This window comes from Actinoplanes sp. NPDC089786 (genome assembly GCF_040684855.1).
Lineage (GTDB): Bacteria > Actinomycetota > Actinomycetes > Mycobacteriales > Micromonosporaceae > Actinoplanes.
On sequence record NZ_JBFBGU010000005.1, the window covers coordinates 378,290 to 397,886 of the forward strand.

14 protein-coding genes are annotated in these 19,597 nt (G+C 71.9%); 7 read left to right on the forward strand and 7 right to left on the reverse strand.

Annotated features, from left to right (window positions below; genetic code table 11):
* Positions 1-2 precede the first annotated feature (2 nt).
* The gene (murJ, locus tag AB0O15_RS20160) at positions 3-1,694 is read right to left on the reverse strand and encodes a murein biosynthesis integral membrane protein MurJ (protein WP_364320409.1); all 1,692 of its coding nucleotides are present in this window, start codon (positions 1,692-1,694) and stop codon (positions 3-5) included.
* Between the two features lie 166 nt (positions 1,695-1,860).
* Here murJ and AB0O15_RS20165 point away from each other — a divergent pair, with 166 nt between their 5' ends.
* Positions 1,861-2,895 (forward strand): peptidoglycan bridge formation glycyltransferase FemA/FemB family protein, encoded by a 1,035-nt coding sequence (locus AB0O15_RS20165; RefSeq protein WP_364320411.1) that lies wholly within the window; start codon positions 1,861-1,863, stop codon positions 2,893-2,895.
* 10 nt (positions 2,896-2,905) lie between these two features.
* Here the strand turns inward: AB0O15_RS20165 and AB0O15_RS20170 are convergent, their stop codons facing one another.
* Positions 2,906-4,873, reverse strand: a complete 1,968-nt coding sequence (locus tag AB0O15_RS20170; RefSeq protein ID WP_364320413.1) for a right-handed parallel beta-helix repeat-containing protein — start codon at positions 4,871-4,873, stop codon at positions 2,906-2,908.
* Positions 4,874-5,041: 168 nt separating this feature from the next.
* Between AB0O15_RS20170 and AB0O15_RS20175 the strand changes: the two genes are divergently transcribed.
* Complete coding sequence (locus AB0O15_RS20175) at positions 5,042-5,821, forward strand: SDR family oxidoreductase (RefSeq protein WP_364320415.1); 780 nt, start codon at positions 5,042-5,044, stop codon at positions 5,819-5,821.
* A gap of 102 nt (positions 5,822-5,923) precedes the next feature.
* A complete protein-coding gene (locus AB0O15_RS20180) occupies positions 5,924-7,069 on the forward strand; it encodes an acyltransferase (RefSeq protein WP_364320417.1) in 1,146 nt (381 codons plus the stop codon).
* Positions 7,070-7,690: 621 nt separating this feature from the next.
* Here AB0O15_RS20180 and AB0O15_RS20185 read toward each other — a convergent pair.
* The 3 genes from AB0O15_RS20185 to AB0O15_RS20195 all read right to left on the reverse strand — a co-directional run bounded on the left by AB0O15_RS20185 (position 7,691) and on the right by AB0O15_RS20195 (position 13,150).
* Positions 7,691-9,286, reverse strand: a complete 1,596-nt coding sequence (locus AB0O15_RS20185; protein WP_364320419.1) for an acetolactate synthase large subunit — start codon at positions 9,284-9,286, stop codon at positions 7,691-7,693.
* Positions 9,287-9,318: 32 nt separating this feature from the next.
* On the reverse strand, positions 9,319-12,318 hold the full coding sequence (locus AB0O15_RS20190) for a TIM-barrel domain-containing protein (RefSeq protein WP_364320421.1): 3,000 nt from the start codon (positions 12,316-12,318) through the stop codon (positions 9,319-9,321).
* Between the two features lie 193 nt (positions 12,319-12,511).
* A complete protein-coding gene (locus tag AB0O15_RS20195) occupies positions 12,512-13,150 on the reverse strand; it encodes a helix-turn-helix domain-containing protein (RefSeq protein ID WP_364320422.1) in 639 nt (212 codons plus the stop codon).
* Positions 13,151-13,203: 53 nt separating this feature from the next.
* Between AB0O15_RS20195 and AB0O15_RS20200 the strand changes: the two genes are divergently transcribed.
* Positions 13,204-13,527 carry an Atu4866 domain-containing protein gene (locus AB0O15_RS20200; protein ID WP_364320498.1) on the forward strand — a complete coding sequence of 108 codons (324 nt, stop codon included), beginning with the start codon at positions 13,204-13,206 and terminating at the stop codon, positions 13,525-13,527.
* A 21-nt stretch (positions 13,528-13,548) separates the two neighbouring features.
* A complete protein-coding gene (locus AB0O15_RS20205) occupies positions 13,549-14,289 on the forward strand; it encodes an SDR family oxidoreductase (RefSeq protein ID WP_364320424.1) in 741 nt (246 codons plus the stop codon).
* Between the two features lie 31 nt (positions 14,290-14,320).
* Here AB0O15_RS20205 and AB0O15_RS20210 read toward each other — a convergent pair whose 3' ends face one another.
* The gene (locus AB0O15_RS20210) at positions 14,321-15,253 is read right to left on the reverse strand and encodes a helix-turn-helix domain-containing protein (RefSeq protein WP_364320426.1); all 933 of its coding nucleotides are present in this window, start codon (positions 15,251-15,253) and stop codon (positions 14,321-14,323) included.
* Positions 15,254-15,384: 131 nt separating this feature from the next.
* Here AB0O15_RS20210 and lepB point away from each other — a divergent pair, with 131 nt between their 5' ends.
* Both lepB and AB0O15_RS20220 read left to right on the forward strand, forming a co-directional pair.
* Positions 15,385-16,020 carry a signal peptidase I gene (gene lepB, locus AB0O15_RS20215; protein ID WP_364320428.1) on the forward strand — a complete coding sequence of 212 codons (636 nt, stop codon included), beginning with the start codon at positions 15,385-15,387 and terminating at the stop codon, positions 16,018-16,020.
* 23 nt (positions 16,021-16,043) lie between these two features.
* The gene (locus tag AB0O15_RS20220; RefSeq protein ID WP_364320430.1) at positions 16,044-16,268 is read left to right on the forward strand and encodes a hypothetical protein; all 225 of its coding nucleotides are present in this window, start codon (positions 16,044-16,046) and stop codon (positions 16,266-16,268) included.
* A 69-nt stretch (positions 16,269-16,337) separates the two neighbouring features.
* Here the strand turns inward: AB0O15_RS20220 and AB0O15_RS20225 are convergent, their stop codons facing one another.
* A complete protein-coding gene (locus AB0O15_RS20225) occupies positions 16,338-19,571 on the reverse strand; it encodes a S8 family serine peptidase (protein WP_364320432.1) in 3,234 nt (1,077 codons plus the stop codon).
* Positions 19,572-19,597: the final 26 nt, after the last annotated feature.

A 19,597-nucleotide genomic window follows, 5' to 3' on the forward strand; every position in this document is an offset into this window, starting at 1 on the left:
CCTCAGCGGCCGAGCCGGCGACGGACCATCGCCAGCAGGGCGGTGATCTCGTTGACCCGGAGCGCCCGGGCGAGGGCCAGGTAGGTCACCAGGATCACCACGCCGCCGACCGCGAGCTGGAGGAGGGCCGCCCCCAACGACGGCTGCGCACCGCCGGGCAGCAGCCGCAGGACGAGCCAGCCCAGGCCGGCGGCGACGACCGCGGCCCCGGCGATCCTCAGCCCGGCCGCGGCGGTGGCGCGCAGGCCGAGCCGTCCGACCCGGCGCCGGAGCAGGGTCAGCGAGATGGCGTCGCCCACGAAGTAGGACAGCGCGGTGCCCAGCATCAGCCACATCGCCGTCCGGGAGTCGTCGAGCATGGCCACGAAGGCGATCTGCATGCCCACCCGGGCCGCGACGGCGACCACGTTGATCAGCGCCACGGTCCGGTTGCCGCGCAGCGCGTAGAAGGAGAAGTTGGCCAGGTAGCCGAGCGACAGCGGCAGGACGGCCAGCGCGCCCACGGCGAGCACCCGGGCGGTGGCCTCGGCCTCGTCGGCGCTGAAGGCGCCCCACCGGAACAGCACCACCGAGAGGGGGACGGCCAGCACGGCGTAGACGACGACGACCGGGGCCTCCGCGGCTATCACGGTACGCATGCCGCGGGCGACGTCGCCGCCCAGATCGCGGAGCCGGCCGTCGGCGGCGGCGGCGCTCATCCGCGGCAGCAGCGCGGTCATCACGGACACCCCGATGACGCCGTGCGCCATCATGACCAGCAGGAACACGTTGTTGTAGATGAGCAGGCCGGCGCCGGCGCCGGCGTCGGTCGTGTTGAGCAGCTTCACGACGGCGAAGACCGCGACCTGGTTGGCCGCGACGAACAGCAGCATCCAGCCGCCGAGCTGGGCCAGCTCACCCAGGCCCAGCGACCGTGGCTGCCAGCGGAACCGCCACCGGAAACCGACCTTGCGCAGCGCCGGCAGCAGCGCGACGGTCTGGGCGGCCATGCCGATCAGGGTGCCGCCGCCGATCACCAGGATCTGAGCGGGGGTCATCCGTGTCGTGTCGACCCGGCCGGTGAGGAGGCCGATGAAGACGCCGCAGGCCGCGATCACCGTGAGGTTGTTGATGATCGGCACCCACATCGGCGCCGCGAACTGGCCGCGGACGTTCAGCACCGCCCCGATGATCACCGACATGCCGGTGAAGAAGAGCATCGGGAGCATCAGGTACGACAGCACGGTGACCAGGTCTTGATAGCTCTCCGGCCGGGAGCCGGCGTACACCGCGGTGAGCAGGGGAGCGGCGAGCACCGCGAGGGCCGCGGCCGCCGCGAGGATCACCGCCGCGAAGGTCAGCAGGCCCTGGGAGTACGCCTCGCCGCCGTCCGGTTCGTTCTTACGCCGGCGTACCAGCATCGGCACCAGCACGCTCGTCCCGACCGCACCGAGCACGAGCTCGTAGATCTGGCCGGGCAACACCTGGGCCGTCGTGTACGCGTCGCCCAGCCCGCCGACGGTGCCGCCCAGGGCGGCGCCGATCATGACCGTCCGGGCAAATCCGGTGATCCGGCTGACCAGACTGCCCGCGGCCATGGCGAGGCTGTTCGAGGCGGTGGTGCGTTCCGCCGTCGCCGAGGCCGGCTCGATGACCGGGATCTCCACGGTGTCGTCGGTCGGTGAGGCGCCCTCGGCGGGGGTTGGGCGATACATCGGGACTCCCGTCGAGCATGTCGGGGTGAACCGGGCCACCGTAGTTGATCGCCGCCACGACGATGGTTCCGGGTGCGGTGCGCAAACACGACAAATTACCTCTGGATCAGATCTAGTACCGTGCTATGGGCCTCTTGCCCGTCGTCTGGAAAGGCTCCGCACCCTGATGCCCGGACCCTCGTACGCCGAATGGCAGGTGGAGTTGCCGGACGACTCCTGGGATCGTGACCTGTTCGCGCAGGACGGCCAATTCCTGCAGAGCACCCACTGGGGGGCCTTCAAGAAGGCGCTCGGTCACGAGGTCTTCTTCGGCCGGGGGGACGGCTGGCAGGGCCTGGCCATCCTCGAGCGGACGAACCGGACCACCCGGCTGTACTGCCCGTACGGTCCCACGGCCGTGGACGAGGACAGCTATGTGGCCGCGGTGCACGCGCTCCAGGCCCTGGGCCGCGAGCAGGGCGCCTCGTTCGTCCGGGTGGAACCGTACGTCCCGCTGCGGACCGAAGACCTCGAACGGCTCGGACACCGGCCGGCGATCCGGGAGATCGTGCCCTCGCTGCTCTGGGTCCAGGACCTGAGCAAGTCACGGGACGAGCTGATCGCCGAGTTCTCCAAGAACAACCGGCAGCGATACCGCAACGCGCACAAGAAAGGCATCCGGATCGTCGGCGGCCGGAACATCGCCGACGTGCCGATCCTGCTGCGGATGCTGCAGGAGGTCGCGGAACACAACAAGATCGTGCAGCACCCGAACCATTACTTCGTGCAGATGGCGCGCACCCTGACCGAGCGCAACGCGGCGACCCTCTACACCGCCTGGCACGAGAACGATCCGGTGTCCGCGGCCATCGTCTTCGACAGCCCGACGACCCGGCACGTCGCGCACTCCGGCAGCCTGCACAAGGCCCGGCACCTGCACCCCGGCGCGATCATGCGGGCCACGATGATCCTCGACGCCAAGGAACAGGGTCAGCGGACCTTCGACTCCCTCGGTGTCGCGCCGCCCGACCAGCCCGACCACGAGTGGGCCGGCCTCACCGAGTTCAAGAAATCGTTCGGCGGCCAGTACAAGCAACTGCTCGGCACCTGGGAGGTGCCGTGCAGCAACTGGTACCCGCTGTACCGGTCCGCCTACTCGGCCTACACGGGCGCGCAGAACGTCAAAGCGTCCATCACCGAAGCGATGCACAAGCGGAAGTGACCGCCGGCGGTCACCAGACCCGCACCCGGCCGGTGCCGGAGGCGAGCGCGGCGATCGGGCCCGCGGCGGCCGTCTCGCCGGCGGCGCGCCGGGCGCCGGTCAGGTCGACGTCGATGACCGCGGGGCGGCCGTCCGGCTCCTCGAAGTCGGCGTCGGCGAAGCGCACCCGGGGCAGGTCCCGGCCGCCGACCACGCCGACGCGGGCGTCGTCGAAGGCGGCCGGCAGGGTCGTCTCCAGGTAGACCTCGTCGCCGTCGTCCACCACCGACACGGTCGCGTCGCCGATCACGTGGCCGCCGGTCTCGCCGGCGAACGGGGTCGCGCCGGCGGCGTACACGTTGTCGCGGGCGTAGACCGCCTGGAGCACCGGGATGAACTTCTGGTGGTCGCCGGGCGGCTGGGCGTCGAGGCGGGCGCGGTACTCCTCGAACGACGCCGGGTGCTCGTCGTAGCCGGACAGCCCGTACCCGGGGGTGGCCACGGGCTGGGCGCCGGCGCCGTACGCGGCGCCGACATCTCCGCCGAGGAAGACGTTGCCGATGAAGCGGTCGTCGCCGCCGCGGATCACCGCGTAGCCGGAGACCTGGGTGGTGTGCGGCCGGTGGTAGGGGGTGGCCCGGTCCATCACCGGCTCGGCGAGCAGCGTGCCGGCGAACAGGTTGCCGACGAACGCACCGCCCTGGCTGAACGACTCGAACGATGCCCGCGACCCGAGCAGGTTGTGGTCGACCAGGTAGGGACCGTGGCTGACCTCGACGAACAGGTCGCGGTTGTTGCGGTAGAAGACGTTGCGGGTGATGCGCGTGCCCTGGGTCTGCCAGTCCAGCCAGGCGCCCAGCGAGCAGTCGTGGATGCGGTTGTGCCGGATCACCACGTCGATCGCCGCATGCAACTTGATGCCGCCGATCTCGTACCCGTAGAACTCTCTTTTGATCGCGATGTGGTGGATGTGGTTGTCCTCGATGGTGGAGAAGACGCACCCGAGGTGGCCCACGATGCCGTTCTGGCCGCAGTCGTAGATGTGATTGCGGCGGATGACGTGCGAGCCGATGTGCTCGCGGTCCCAGCCGATCTGCCGGGCGGCGAACACCGACTCGAGCTGGTACTGGTAGCCGGGCTTGTCGCCGCGCTCGCTGGCGAAGTTGTGCCCGGTCGACGCCTCCTTGCCGATCGAGATCGCCGAACACTTCGCGTCGTGGATGACGTTGTCCTCGATGATCCAGCCCTTGGCCCAGTTCGGCCCGATCAGGCCCGGCTGGTCGGCGGTCGGCGGGGTCCAGGGCGAGGCGGCCTGGGCCAGCTCGAAGCCGCGCACGGTGATGTAGTCGAGGTGCGGAACCAGGGGAGAGAAGACCGATCGGCGTACGTTGATCTCGGTCAGCTCGGCGTTCGGGTCGGCGCCCTGGAAGTTGGCCCAGATGGTGGTCGTGTCGGCGCCCACCTCGGCGTACCAGACGAGTTTGGTCTGCTCGGGGTCGCGAACCTGGTCGGGCAGGTCGGTCCAGTGGTCGGTCACCTCGGTGCGCAGCGGCGGATCGTCCAGCTCGGCGCGGGCGGCGACCTCGAAGAAGCTGCGGCCGTTCAGGTAGACGTCGCCCAGGTGCTTGTGCGGCGCGCCCTCGGGATAGACGACCCAGTCGCCGGCGACCTCCTCGGCGTACGGGTTGAAGTCGCCGAAGAGCGAGTTCGGCACCTCCGCGCGCCAGACCGTGCCGGCCTCCGCCACCCAGCCGGTGACCCGCTCCGACCCCTTGATCACGACGTGCTCGCCGTCGGCCGCCGTGTAGGTGATCCGGCGGTTGTCACTCAGCCCGCCGTGCCGCGGCGTCACCCATTCCCGATACTCCCCGGAATGTACGACGACGGTGTCGCCCGGACGGGCCGCGTCGGCCGCCTTGTTGATCGAGCGGAACGGCCGTTCCGCCGAGCCCTCGGCGTCGTCGGATCCGTTGGTGGCAACGTGAAACACGATGGTCATGTCGGCAACGTAATCGTCCGAAACATTCGGTGTCAACGTCCGAAACTTCCGGACAATTGCCGGTGGGCCTCGGCCAGTGACTCCTGGTGCTGGGGAGCCGCCATCCTCGGCGATCGGCAGGGCTGTAGGCAACTCTTGCCGATGTGAGCGCACCGTCCGCGGAACACGATGGAACCGACACACGACCCGATCGAGTGGTCGCCGCGGCCTGCCCCCGGCCCGGCCGCGGAGCGATGTCCCATCACGCCCGAGAGAGGCGCCACGCAGATTTCTGGAGCAACCGCCCTGGTCACCGGCTCCAACCGTGGCCTCGGCCGCCACTTCGCCACCCAGTTGCTCGAGCGCGGCGCGGCCAAGGTGTACGCCACCGCCCGTCGTCCCGAGACGGTCGACATCCCGGGTGCGACGGTGCTGCGTCTCGACATCACCGACCCGGCCTCGATCGCGGCCGCCCGCGAGGCCGCGCCCGACGTCAACCTGCTGATCAACAACGCCGGCGTCGGCACGGCCGCCTCGCTGGTCACCGGTGATCTGGATGATCTGCGCCACGAGATGGAGACCCATTTCTGGGGCACCCTCGGGGTGATCCGGGCGTTCGCACCCGGCCTCGCGGACGGCGCGATGCTCAACGTGTTGTCCGCGCTGTCGTGGTTCGCCCTGCTCGGCGTCACCGGCCACTCCACGGCCAAGGCGGCCGAGTGGGGCCTGACCAACAACGTCCGGGTCGAGCTCGCCGGCCAGAAGACTCAGGTTACCGCGCTGCACCTGGGCACCGTCGACACCGACCTGACCGCCTTCATGGACGGGCCGAAGGGCGACCCCGCCGACGCCGTCCGCGCCGGCCTGGACGGGCTGGAGGCCGGGAGGACCGAGGTTCTCGCCGACGAATGGACCACCAAGATCAAGGCGTCCCTGGCCGGCGACCCGTTCATGGTGGCCGGCTGGTAGAAAGACGGGTGTTACCCCTACCGGCGCCGGGGTGTCAGCTCCATCGATCGTCGCCGTGATCCTCCCTAACGTCGGTGGCACGAGATGCCGACGGGAGGAATCGTGGTGCGACAACGCGACCGGTTCATCGACGGGCTCCGGGCGCTGGCCATCCTCGGCGTCGTGGGTGGGCACTGGCTGGTCGGCGCGCTCGTCGCGACACCGGCCGGTGGCCTGCGGATCGACAGTCCGTTGCGCTACCAGGAGTGGCTGCATCCGCTGACCTGGTTCTCCCAGTTGCTGGGCCTGTTCTTCCTGGTCGGCGGCTACACGGCGGCGGCCGGACTCCGCCGCGCCCGGTCTCGCGGCGAGACCGACGCCGCCTGGGTGCGTCGCCGGCTGGGGCGGATCGGGCGGCCCGTGGTGGCCGCGACGGTGATCCTGATCGCGGTGTTGCCACTGCTCGGCATCCTCGGGCTCGGCGCCGGCACCGCGCGGACCACCGTGGTGCTGTTCCTGCAGCCGTTGTGGTTCATGGTCCTGTACGCGGTGGTCACCGCCCTTACGCCGTACGCGCTCAGGCTCGACCGGCGCGGCGGGCTCGGCGTGGTCGTGGCGTTGGTCGGCGTGGTGGCCGTGGTCGACCTGGTGCGCTTCGGCCCGGCGGTCGAGCCGGCCCTCGTCGGGTATCTGAGCGTCCTGCCGGCCTGGGGCTTCGCCTACCAGCTGGGCGTGGCCTGGTCGGCCGGGCGGGTCGACCGCCGGGTCGCGGCCGGCCTGCTCGCCGGTGGCCTGGCGCTGTTCATGTTCCTGCTGGTCGCGTTGAAGTACCCGGTGAGCATCGTGAGCGTGACCGGCTCCACCCGCTCCAACTCGAACCCGCCGTCGCTGATGGTTCCGGCCCTGGCCGCGATCCAGGCCGGCGCCGCGCTGCTGCTGCGCGACCGGATCGAGCGGCTCCTGCGGCGGCCCCGGATCTGGGCCGTGGTGGCGGCGCTCAACCTGAGCGCGATGAGCATCTTCTGCTGGCACCAGGTGGCGCTGGCCGGCGTCTCGGAGGTCGCCCGCCGGTTCGGCACGCTGCCCGGCCTCGGTGACCGGCCGGTCGACCCCGGCTGGGTCGCCGCCCGGCTCGGCTGGCTCCCGGTGCTGGCGCTCGTCCTGGCCGGCCTGGTCCTGCTGGTCCGCCGCTACGAGCACCCGGCGCCCGCGGTCGCCGCCGGGCCGGCGCACACCACCGCGGAGGCGACCGAGCCGGTCAGCCGCTGAGCCCGCCCAGATCCGGGGGCGGGCTCCGACGCCGGACGGTGAACCGGCGGCGGCTGGAGGAAGGTTTGCTCAGGAGGTGGCGGCCGCTCGCTCCTCGGCGGTGACCGTGATCGTGTCGGGCGCGTCCGGCGCCACGATGGCCGGCAGCACGACCAGGCCGGCCGAGACCAGAGCTCGGAGCGCGGCACGCCTGTCGCCAGCAGGCCCGACCCCCGCTAGCTCACTCCACTGAAGACTGTCGACTCAGCCCGGAAGATGAAGGTGGCGGCCGATTTGTTGCACGGCCAAGTGTTACGTCGCCTTGAACGAGCCGCCGTCGACCATCAGGTTCGTGCCGACCAGGCTCGGCATGGCCGGCGAGCACTGCAGGAGGATCGCGCGGGCGATCTCGTCCGGCTCCGCGACGCCCCGACCACGACGGCGCCCTCGGCGACGAAGGCCTGGACCGTCGCGAGCCCGATGCCCTTGCTCGCGCCGGGCACCAGGACGCGCTTACCAGCCAGTTGCAGATCCATGGATCCGAGAATCGAGCACCCGAGCGAGGACCCGCGTCGGCATTCACTGCCTACTTCCGGCCGGCGCCGAGGTTAGGCACCGGCCTGACGCTGCCGGCCTCCGCGGTCAGGCCGGATCTTCGAGGATCGCGTCGATCAGGTGCGGGCCGGGCGCGGCGACCGCGGCGGCGAACTGCTCGCGCAATTCCCGCACCGTGCGGGCCCGGGTCGCCGGGACGCCCATGCCCTGGCTCAGCGCCACGAAGTCGAGGCCGGGCCCGGACAGGTCGATCATGCGCCGGGCCCGGCCGGTCGGGTCGCCCGCGCCGACGCGGTCGAGCTCGGCGCGCAGGATCGCGTACGAGCGGTTGTTGAGGATGACCACGGTGACGTCCAGGTTCTCCCGGGCGTAGATCCACAACGCCGAGATCGTGTACATCGCGCTGCCGTCGGCCTCCAGGCAGACCACCGGCCGTCCGGGGCAGGCGATCGCGACGCCGGCGGCCAGGGGCAGGCCCTGGCCGACGGCGAGACCGACCAGCCCGAGCGCGTCGTGCGCCGGCGCGCCCGCGAATGACGCGGCCAGATTCACCAGGCCGGCCGTGATGGACTCGTCGCACACGACCGCGTTGTCCGGCAGCGCCGCGGCGACCACCGGCGCCCAGTTCACGGTGGTCAGGCTTCCGTCCGCGACGGCGGGGACACCGGCTGAGGCGCCCCGCGGCGCCACGCCGGCCGCGATGAGGTCGGCGATCTCGTGGAGGGTGTCCGCGACCGGGGTGAACTCCGGCGCCAGCACGTGCTCGTCGATCCCGGCCGGGATCAGGGCGCCCTCGCGGCCCGGGTAGGCGAACGAGGCGACCGGCGTGCGCGGACCGGCCAGGACGACGTGCCGGATGCCGTCGAACTGGCGGCGCACATCCTCGCCGCGGTAGGCCAGGGGAGTCACCGCGGGGACGCCGGCCCCGCGCCGCAGCCGGGCCGGCCAGGTCGGGCAGAACAACCGTGCCCCGGTGGCCTGCGCGATCCGGTCGGCGGCCCGCAGCCCGGCATCGGTCAGCGCGTCGCCGTCCAGCAGCAGGGCCACCGGCTCGTCGCCGGTCAGCACCTTGGTCACGGCGCCGGCGGTCACCGCCGTCCCGGGCGGCGCCGGCGGTGGCAGCGCGGGCGCGGCCCGGCCGCCGCCGGACCAGGACACGTCGGCCGGCACGATCAGCGTCGCGACCCGCCCGGACGTGCCCGTGGTGTGCTCGTCGGCCGGACCGCCCAGGGTGGCGGCGAGCGCGGCGGTGACGTCGTGGCCGACGGCGGACGGGTGTTCCGGCCGGTGCACCCAGGCCGAGACCGTGGCCGCCACCGCGTCGATGTCGGAGTCGAGCAGGGCGTCCAGCGGCTTGTGGCCGGCGGCGTGGTCACCGACGAGGTTGAGCACGGGGGAGCCGGCCCGGCGGGCGTTGTGCAGGTTGGCCAGCCCGTTGCCGAGCCCGGGGCCGAGGTGCAGCAGGGTGGCGGCGGGCCGGCCGGTCATCCGGGCGTAGCCGTCCGCGGCCCCGGTCGCATCCCCCTCGAAGAGGCACAGCACGCCGTGCATCTCCGGGTGCCGTTCCAGCGCAGCCACGAATTGCATCTCGGACGTTCCGGGGTTGCCGAAACAGACCCGCACATCGTTGTCGATCAGCGTCCGAAGGATCGCCTCGGCGCCGTTCATGTCGAGCTCGCTCATGACCTGACCAACGTCGGCCGGTGCGCCCGGGTTCAGGCGCCGGTCGAGCGTTCGAGGGACAGGCAGTCGATGTTGCCTCCACTGGCGCCGGTGGAGGTGGCGCGGATCCGGACCGTGCCGGCCGGCAGGTTCGTCGTCAGGGTGGCGGTCCGCCAGAGGGTCCAGCCGCCGGTCGGCGGGAAGGCGAGCGCGGCGGCCGCCGTCGTGCCGTTGACCGAGACGGCGAGGGGCCGGTCGGCCGAGCCGCCGTTGGCGTACCGGAAGGTCAGGGTGTGTGCGCCGGCCGCCGCGACGGTGACCGTCCACTCGACGTGGTCGCCGGTGGCGTTGGTGTAGTCGGCGTAGCCGTTGCCGGTGTAGTCCCGGTGCTGGGTCCCGATGGCCACGCCGGTCAGCGCGGCGTTCTCGGCCGGGTACACGACCGGACCGGTGACGGCCGGGAACGGCTGGCCGGTCGGCCGGATGGTGCCCGCGACGCTGCTGCCGCCGGCCCGTACCCCGATCCGTGGGGTGACCACCGACAGGATCTTGCGGTCCGGGTCCCAGGCCTGGCCGGAGCCGGCCACGACCGCGGCGGTTTCGCTGGTGTACGCGGGCAGCGGCGGGAAGTCGTCGACCCGCATCCCGACCGGCGTGGAGAGGCCGTGGAAGCGGACGACGTAGCGGCGCTCGGCCGGGGCGTCGCGGTAGTTACCGACTGGTTGGTAGATAGTGGCCGTCAGCGTGGCGTCGGCGTACGACAGGTCGGTCACGCCGCGCGCCGCGGCCGTGCGGTGCTCCTCGGTGACGCCGTCGTCCTCGTACAGGCTGAACGTTCCGTCCTTGCCGGTGTAGACGTCCAGTTCGAGGTGGGTCTTGTCGAGGAAGGCGGTGCTCTGGGCGTACCGGTAGCGGGGGAGGAGCGCGCCCGCCTTGACATACATGATGATCTCGCCGGGCCGGGTGACCTGCGCCTTCTCGGTGGTGTCCGAGCCCACGGTCTTGGCGTCGGTCCAGAAGTCGTACCAGGTCTCGCCGCCGGGCAGCCAGACCCGCTGGGTCGCGCCGTCGACCCCGGTGGTCACCGGCATCACCAGGATCGACGGGCCCCACAGGTACTGCTGGTCGTGCGAGTAGGCCATCGGCTGGTACTGGTGGTCGATGATCATCGCGCGGGCAATCGGCATGCCGGTGGCGTGGGCGGCGTGGGCGATGGTGTAGACGTACGGCAGCAGGGTGTAGCGCAGGCGGCTGTAGCGCAGGAAGTCGTCGCTCTCGGCGGCGGGCTGGTCGGTCGGCCAGCGGGAGGCGCGCCGGCCCAGCACGAGGGTGTCGCCGTATCCGTGCGGCCGCCAGATGGGTGAGAGGGCGCCCCAGGCGGCGACCCAGTTGCGGTACATGTCCGGGGGGATCGGGTTGCCGTTGTGGCCGCCGCCGTCGACGTTGGCGTACGGGAAGCCGCCGAGCCCGGCGTTGAGCATCCCGCGGATCTGCTGCTGCATCTCGCCGTACGTGGACTGGGTGTCGCCGGTCCACAGGTGGCCGTACCGCTGCTGCCCGGCCGTGGCGCCGCGGCTGAAGATGAACGGGCGCCGGCCGGGGCCGATGTGCTGGTCCCACCCTTCCTGGCCGGCCGCCTTGGCCAGGTAGAGGAAGTACGCGTTGCGCAGCTCGGACCAGCGTTGGCCGTTGGCGGTGAGGGCGGCGTACGGGATGGGTCCCATCTCGTCCGGCTCGTCGAGCCACAACGCGTCGCCGGGGAAGCGGAGCGCCGGGTTCAGCGCCTTGGTCCAGAACACGTTCCAGATCCACTCGCGGGTGGCCGGGTTGGACCAGTCGGGCACCGAGTCGTTCTCGGACACCCCGGTGATGTCGGCCGGCTGGAAGCTGTAGCCGGGCGGCGGGCCGGGTTTCCAGCCGGCCATCAGGTGGGAGTTGTTGCGGTTGTAGTCGAGCGAGGTGAGGATGCCCTGCTCGTCGGCCCACCGCTTGAACCCGGCCGGGTCGGGCCAGCGCTGCGCGTCGAACTCGAACCAGGAGCCGTTCCAGCCGCCGCTGCCGGCCCGCCAGCGGTTGTCGTGCACCTGCAGGTCGAGCGGGAAGCCCTGGCCGCGCATCTCGGTGATCTTGGTGACCCACCAGTTCTGGTCGCTGACCGTGGGGAAGTTCTTGTCCGACATCTGCAGGCCGAAGATGCCCAGCCGGGGGAGGCGGGGCCGCCCGGTGAGCTGGGTGTAGCGGTCGAGCAGCTTGGCGAACTGGGGTCCCTTGATGACGAAGTAGTCCATCTGCGGGCGTACGCCGGGGGTGTTGTGCTCATCGGCCCAGAACTCGTACACCCCGCCGTTGCCGAAGTTGAACGTGGTGTCGAAGGTGGTGTTGACGAAGATCGCGTAGCCGCGTGACGACAGGTACATCTGCACGATCGCGGGTGACTGCTCGCCGCGGTTGCCGGCCAGCCCGTAGTTGTGGGCGACGATCTCGCCGGTCCGTTCGACCCGCGGCGCCCGCCCGAAGAAGCCGTGCCCGGCCTTGACGAACCGCTCGGCCTTCTGGGGTGCGGCGAAGGTCTGCCGGACGACGCTGTTGTTCTCTCCGCCCCAGCTCATGCTGTGCGTGGCGTCCTCGCCGGCCAGCAGCGCCCCGTCGCCGCGGCGGTAGAAGGCGATCCGCAGTGGACTCTTCCGCAGCACGACCTTGAGGCCGGCGGCCGGGGCGGTGGTGATGGTCAGAGCATCAGGGCTTTCCTGTACGGCCAGCGAGCCGCCGAGGCCGGCGTGGGCGGCCGGGTCGACCATCTCGTAGCGGTCGTCGGCGAAGAACGTCTCGCCGGCCCGGACATGACGCACCCGGACGATGTGCCCGCCGTACGCGGTGATCCGGGTGCGTTGACCACTGGTGCTGGTCACGGTCATGCTGCGGCCGTCCGAGGTATGACTCGCGTAACCGGCGAGGGTCTCCGTCGCCGGCAACGTCGTTGTCGAGGGTGTTCCGGCGACCGCGCCGCCCACCGCGAAACCGGCTGTCTTCAGAAAGTCACGTCTCGAACCCATGGCGTGACTATAGAGCTGCGTCTATCTAATCTACAACGTTAGAATTCATTGCACCCGCCTGGCATCGAAGTTGCCAAGGGCATGCCTAGGCAGCTCGCCGACGCCGCCGGTTAGGCATGAGGTGCCGCCCGTGGATCCGGCCAGGCTGACCACCTTCCGCTGACCGCCCCCGCCCGACCGGCGCGCCGGAGCCTCAGGCGCGCTGGTCGGGCGGCTCGGTCAGCATGGCGACGGCCTGGCGGCGCAGGAAACGCTCGGCGTCCTCGTAGGACCAGTGGCACTCGGTGATGAGAGTCCGCCAGGCGGCCGGGCCGAAGCAGAACCAGAGCCGGTCGTCCACCGCGCCGACGTCGAGGTGCGCGGACACCAGCCGGTGCTCGACGAGCCGCCCGGCGATCGCGCGCAACGCCTGACGGCAGCCGGCCACCACGCTGTTCCAGGCCTGCCGGGCGCCCTCGTCGCTGGCCATCGACGCGTACAGCAGATCGATCGACGGCCGGAGGCGCTCGTTGTCCGCCCGCGCGCTGCCGGCCGTGAGGGCGATGGCCGGCTCGAGTCCGGCGGCCTTGGTGACCCGCCCGTCCACCTCGGCGAGCCGGGCGTGCGCCGGGTCGAAGGCCAGCAGGAACTCCAGGACCGCGGCCTTCGTGCCCACGCTCGCGTACACCGTCTTCACCGCGATGCCGGCCGCCGCGGCGATGTCGGACATCGTGACCCGCGAATAACCTTGAGTGACGAACAGCTCGCGGGCCGAGGAGAGGATCAATTCCTGCGTACGCTGCGCGTCCTGCTCGCGCAGTGGTGAGTGGTACGAGCGAGGCGTGTGGGACATGCCCACAAGTTACCGATCACGCGCCGAACCCGCGCTGAGCCGCGGACAACCACATCCGGCAGGAGCTGCTGGCCGATGGGCGGTACGACGAGGCCCGCGGCAACCGGGCCGGCGCCTACACCGGCCGGTACGAGGTGACCGGCACCCGCATCGAGTACTGGGACGACAGCGGCTTCACGGCCGACGGTGACTTCGAGGGCGACGTGCTGCGCCACGGCGGATACCTCTTCTACCGTGCGGGCAGCCGCCCACCGCGAGGCCACCGCCGCGAGGCGTACCCCAGGGGCCTGATGTTTGTGCGCCGGGGCGCAAGTGCCGTGCGCCGGGGCGAAAGACCCCTCGATCGTCAGCCGCCAGAGTCGAACAGGCACGGGTAGTCGACGATGGAGGATTCAGTAGTGGGACAGCTGGACGGCAAGACCGCGGTGGTGACCGGTGGCTCGACCGGGATCGGGCTGGGCGCCGCCCGCCGCTTCGCCGAGGAGGGCGCGCAGGTCTACCTGACCGGGCGCCGCAAGGACGTGCTGGACCAGGCGGTCGACGAGATCGGCCGGGGCGCGGTCGGCGTCGCCGGTGACGTGGCCGAGCCGGCCGACCTGGACCGGTTGTACGAGCGCATCGCCGCCGACGGCAACCGGGTCGACGTGCTGTTCGCCAACGCCGGGGTGGGCGAGGTGGCGCCGCTCGGCCAGATCAGCGAGGAGCACCTCGACCTGCTGCTCGGCGTGAACGTCAAGGGCACCGTCTTCACCGTGCAGAAGGCGCTGCCGCTGCTCAACGATCACGCCTCGGTGATTCTGACGTCCTCGATCTGGTCGGTCGAGGGCCCGGAGGGCTTCGGCGTCTACTCGGCGACCAAGGCGGCGCTGCGCTCGTTCGCCCGCACCTGGGCCAACGAGCTCAAGGGCCGCGGCATCCGGGTCAACGCGGTCAGCCCGGGCACGATCGACACTCCGGGCCTCAGCACCGCGATCGGTGGCAGCGCCGAGGTGATGGACTACCTGGTGTCGCGCATCCCGCTGGGCCGGGCCGGTCAGCCGGACGACGTGGCCGATGTGCTGCTCTTCCTGGCCACCGCGCAGAGCCGGTTCGTCACCGGCATCGAGCTGTTCGTGGACGGCGGGACCGTCCAGGTCTAGGCCGAGCGTCCGCCAGGCGTGCCCGGGGGGGTCACGCCTGGCGTTCGGCACGCGTTTCGCGGGGCGTCACGCCGAACTCGCGCCGGTAGGCGGTGGCGAACGACGCGTGGCTGGCGAACCCGGACGCGTAGGCGATCCGCGCGATCGACCGGTCGTCCCAGGCGGGACCGGCCAGCCGGGTCCGGGCGAGGCGCAGCCGTTCGGTGCGGATCAGGTCGCGGGACGTGGTGCCCGCGGCCTGGAGCACGTCCTGGAGGTAGCGCGCGGACCAGCCCAGGGCCCGTGCGATGCCGGCGATGGAGAGGCCGGGGTCGGCGGCGTGCCGGCGGACGTATTGCCGGATCTGCGCCTCGACCTCCTTCCGCTGCGCCGCGGGCGCCGAGTCGGACGCGCCCTCGGCGGCCAGGCAGACCAGGTCGAGCACCTGCTCGCAGGCCAGGTCGAAGGTGGCCTCGGAGAGTTGTTCCCGCTCCTCCTGCAGCGTCAGCACGGTCTGCCGGATCAGCCGGCCGACACCCGCCGTGCCGTCGAGCGGCCGGGGGTCGCGGGCCGCGGCGGGATGACGGCGCTCGATCGCCTCGCCGGGGAAGATCAGCGCGACCGACTGGAAGTCTTCCGCGTGGGCGAACTCGAACGGACGGTCCACATCACACAGCGCGAGGGTGCCCGGCCGGATCGCCCCCGCGCCGCCGGCCTGGGTCACCTGGGCCGTGCCCACGGTCGGCATCAGCAGCTCGAACGCGCCGCGCGGATCGGTCCGGATGTGCCGCCGCTCCCGCACGAACTTCTCGCGGACGTTGCCACACAACGCGACGCCGTAGGAACGCGACTGCTGCCACTCCAGCCGGCCCGCCCACGGACCGGCCTCGGTCAGCGTGACCCGGCTCGCCCCGTGCAGGTCGATGAACGCGTCCCGCCAGGCGCCGGCCGTCGGCGTCGCACCCGGCTCGTTCCAGCGATACATGGGTGAAAGGTATCCGTCCTCGACGATGCGCCCGTAACCATGGTGGTGTGACGTCGGCCCGGCCGCCTCGGCAACAATTGCCGATCCGACCGGAGGGAACTGCCTGAGCGTGGGCCGCGTACGCTCCGTTCGTGGCTGACGAGAAGACCGAGAAGCGTCGCGGTTCGTTCTGGCGCGAGCTCCCGGTCCTCGTGGTGGTGGCGATCCTGGTCGCCTTCCTCGTGCGCACGTTCGTGCTGCAGACCTTCTTCATCCCGTCGGCCTCGATGGAGCACACGCTCGACATCGACGACAAGTTGCTGGTCAACAAGCTCATCTACGAGTTCCGCGACCCCCGGCGCGGCGAGATCATCGTCTTCAAGGCGCCCCGGCAGTGGCAGACCGGCGACGAGGGCGAAGACTTCATCAAGCGCATCATCGGCGTCGGCGGCGACCACGTGCAGTGCTGCGACGCCGAGCAGCGCATCATGGTCAACGGCCACGCCCTCGACGAGCCGTACCTCTTCAAGGACGCCGACGGGGTGCCCAACCAGGCGGCCGGTGAGCCCTTCGACGTCACCGTCCCCAGCGACCGGATCTGGGTGATGGGTGACCACCGCGAGGCGTCCGCCGACTCCCTCGAGCACTGGCGGTCCGGGCACGACATCCAGGAGGCGACGATCCCGGCCGGCTCGGTCGTGGGCCGCGCCTTCACCGTGTTCTGGCCGGTCGACCGGGCGACGTGGCTGACCGTGCCACCGACGTTCGACCGCGTTCCCGCTGCCTGACGCCCCACCACGAAGGTTTTCGCATGCCGCCGGCTGATCAGCCGGCGGCATGCGCCGTTCCCGGGTTGACCAACGGGCTGTCCGCGGCCGCGCTGGTGGCGACCAGTCTCGCGCTGGCCCTGTGGGGCGACACGATCGGCGACGCCTGGTGGGCGAGGGTGCTGCTGATCGCCGGCGTCAACGCCACGGTCGGCCTGACCCGGTTCGTCACCCTGCGGCTGTGGGTCTTCGCCGGCCGCAAGGCCTAGCGTCGGGGCCGGTCCTCGTGTCCTGTGGGCCGGAGGTGCGGATCTCCGCCGGCTCCGGCCGTCTCGACGTCACCTCGTCAGCCGGTAGGCGCGGATGATCGTCTGGGTCGTCGTGCTGCCGTCGAGGTCGGTGACCTTCGCCCGCAACGACACGTAGCCGGTGGCGGGCTGCCGCAACGTGGTCACCCAGTGGTCGTCGAGCCCGACGGTGCTCGCCGCCCGCCAGGTCCGGCCGTCGTCGTAGGACACGTCCACCGCGACCCGCCGGGCCACACCGGCCGACCCCGGCTGCCGGTCGAGCCGGACCGGGATGACGGCCCGGCCGCCGCGGGCCGCGTCCGAGGCGTCCAGCGCCGGCGCGAACCGGACCGCGGTGACCGGCAGGGCCCGGGTCTTCAGGCTCGGCGCCGACCGGAAGGTCCAGGCGGCGCTGATCTCGGTGCTCAGGTCCGAGGTGGCCCGGGTGGCGCGGGTCTCCAGCCGGTAGGTGGCCGGCCGGGCCGGCAGGTCGAACCCGGCGTTCGGGCCGGCCCAGGTGTCCACCAGCGTGCCGTCGCGGTAGAGCGCGGTCCGGGTGCTCTCGAACAGCGAGGTCTGGCCCGGGTGGCCGGCCCGGTCGCTGAACAGCGGCAGCTCGGCCACCAGCCGGTCGCCGGTGCGCCGGACCCACGGCTCGCCCGAGGTGCGCGGCGGGAACGCGGGACCGATCGGGCCGGCGTTCCAGACGTCGGTGTAGGTCCGGCCGGGCCGCCAGGTGTGCGGGCCGTCGCGGTACTCGTGCGTGGTGTCCCAAGCGCCGGTCTGGTAGATCACGCCGCTGTGCCAGCGCAGGCCGGGGCCGCTGTTGACGTGGTCCGTGCGGACCCCGGACGGCGCCACCGGCATGATGAGCTGGAGCGCCCGGTCGTTGTCGCCGAAGATCGGCGCGATCCAGCGGCCGGTCGCCACCCCGGACGGTTCGGCCCGCAGGTCGTTGCGGACCGTCGCCAGGTCCCGCTTCCGATACGTACGCGTGAAGCCGTCGAACATCCGGCCCTCGCGCGCCTCGGCCAGGGTGTAGAGATACGGGCTGTTGTTGTACCAGCCCTCGCCGTCCGGCCTGGCCCAGATGTGCGTGACCGAGGCGAGGAAGCGCGGGTCGGCGGCGCCGAGATGTCTCGTGGCGACGTCCTTGGCCGCGTAGCCGTAGAGCGAGAGCCAGACCGGCCCGGCGTCGGTGTCCTGATAGGCGCTGACGTCGATCTGGATCAGCTCGGCCGACCTCTCCGGGATGCTCAGCGCGAACGTCCCGGCCGTACGCGCGTCCAGCGTGATCGTGGTGTCCCGGGTCAGGTCGAGCCGGGGCCGGGTGAACAGCGCGGTGTGCCGCTCGAACTCGTCGCCGTAGGGGGTGCCGACCACCGAGTACATCAGGTAACGGCCTTTGGGCACCCGCAGTGTCACGGTGCCGCTCGCGTCGTACGCACGCCGGTAGAAATCGCTTCGCGCGCCCACGACGGCGGTCTCGTAGAGCGACGCGGCCGACCCGTCCCGGTCGATGTGCCGCAGCGTCAGGTCGTAGCTCTCGGCCTCCTTGAGCACCACCATCGGCGTGGTGACCCCGCCGGCGACCAGCCACGCCTCGGCCGTGCCGTCCGCGCCCGGCGCCCGGGTGTCCACCGTGACGGTCACGCCGGCCGTACCGGACGCGGGCACCGTCACCGAGGTCGCGCCGGCCCGGAACAGGCCGCTGCCGCTGATCGAGACCGGCAGCGTCACCGCCGTGGGGCCGGCGTTGCGGTAGGTCACCGTGCGGGTCAGCACCGGGTCGTCGGTGTGCGGCCACCGCTGCTCGCCGAACGACAGGCTCGGCGGGTCGGCCGACACCGGCTGGGTGATCGCGGCGGCCACGTCGATGAGTCCGGCGCCCTGCTGGAACGTGGTCTGCGCCGGGTTCCGGCGCGCCGTACCCATCAGGGCCGGTTTGAGGAAGTCCGCACCCCACGCCGGGTGTTGCTGGCGCAGCAGGACGGCCGTGCCGGCCACGTGCGGCGTCGCCATCGACGTGCCGGAGAGCGTGACGTACGCGTCCCCGACCGGCTCGCCGAGCTCGGTGCCGGCCGCCTTCGCGGCGACGATGCCGACGCCGGGCGCGGTCACGTCGGGCTTGAGCGCGTGGTCGCCGAGCCGCGGCCCCGGCTGGGAGAAGTCGGCGAGCTGCCCGTCCCGGTCGACCGCGCCGACGGCCAGGGCGGCGTCGGCGCTCGCGGGCGAGGCCACCGGCGCGTCCTGGCCCTCGTTGCCCGCGGCGATGACGAACAGGGTGCCGTACTGGGCGGTCAGGGTGTTGACGGCGGCCTCGAGCGGGTCGACGCCCACGCTGTCCGGCCCGCCCAGGCTCAGGTTGACGATCGGCGCGCGCACCTCGGCCGCCGCCCACTGCATGCCGGCCAGGATCGCCGATTCGGTGCAGCCCTGCGGCTCGCACACCTTCCCGGACACGATCCGCGCGTCCGGGGCCACGCCCTTGAACCGTCCCTCGGACGCGGCGCCGGTGCCGGCGATGATCGACGCGACGTGGGTGCCGTGTCCGAACTCGTCGGTGGTCGCCGGGTTGTCGGTGAACGAGACCGCGGTGGTCACCTTTCCGGCGAGGTCCGGGTGCGTGGTGTCGACGCCGGTGTCGAGCACCGCGACGGTGACGCCGGCCCCGGTGAGACCGGCCTGCCAGGCCGCGGGCGCCCCGATCTGGGCGGTGCTGCGGTCCAGGGTGGGCTTACGGATGCCGTCGAGCCAGACCTTCCCTGTGGTACGCCGTGAGCGCGGGTCGCCGATCGTCAGAGCAGCCCACGCGGTGCCGTTCCGGGGCACGGTGACCGCCCGGCCGCCCACGGCGGGCAGGCTGCGCCCGGTGGTGGCCGTGGCACCGGTGACGATCAGCGGCAGGGTCGCCCGGCGCCGGTCGTCGTAGCCCATCGCGATCAGGCCGGTGACGTCGAAGAGCCGCTCATCCATCCGCCCGCTCGCGACCAGCGGCTGGGCGTCGGTCGGCAGGACGAAGGTGTGGCCGCGGCGGCTCTCCACCAGGAAGCGCACGTGGTCCCGGCCCGGGCCCCGGGCGATGGAGAGCCCGCCGCCGATCGCCCGGCCGCCGTGCGCGTCCGAGACCGTCACCGTGTCCCCGGTCAGCAGCGTCACGGCCGTTCGTCCGGCCGGCGCCGGCCTCCGCGCGGGAGTCTCCGGCTCGGCCGCGGCCGCCGGGCTCGCGCCGAGGGCGACACTCACCGCGAGCGCGGCGGCGAGAATCGTGCCTGCTGACTTCATCGGAGCCTCCGTATCGACCGGGCTCC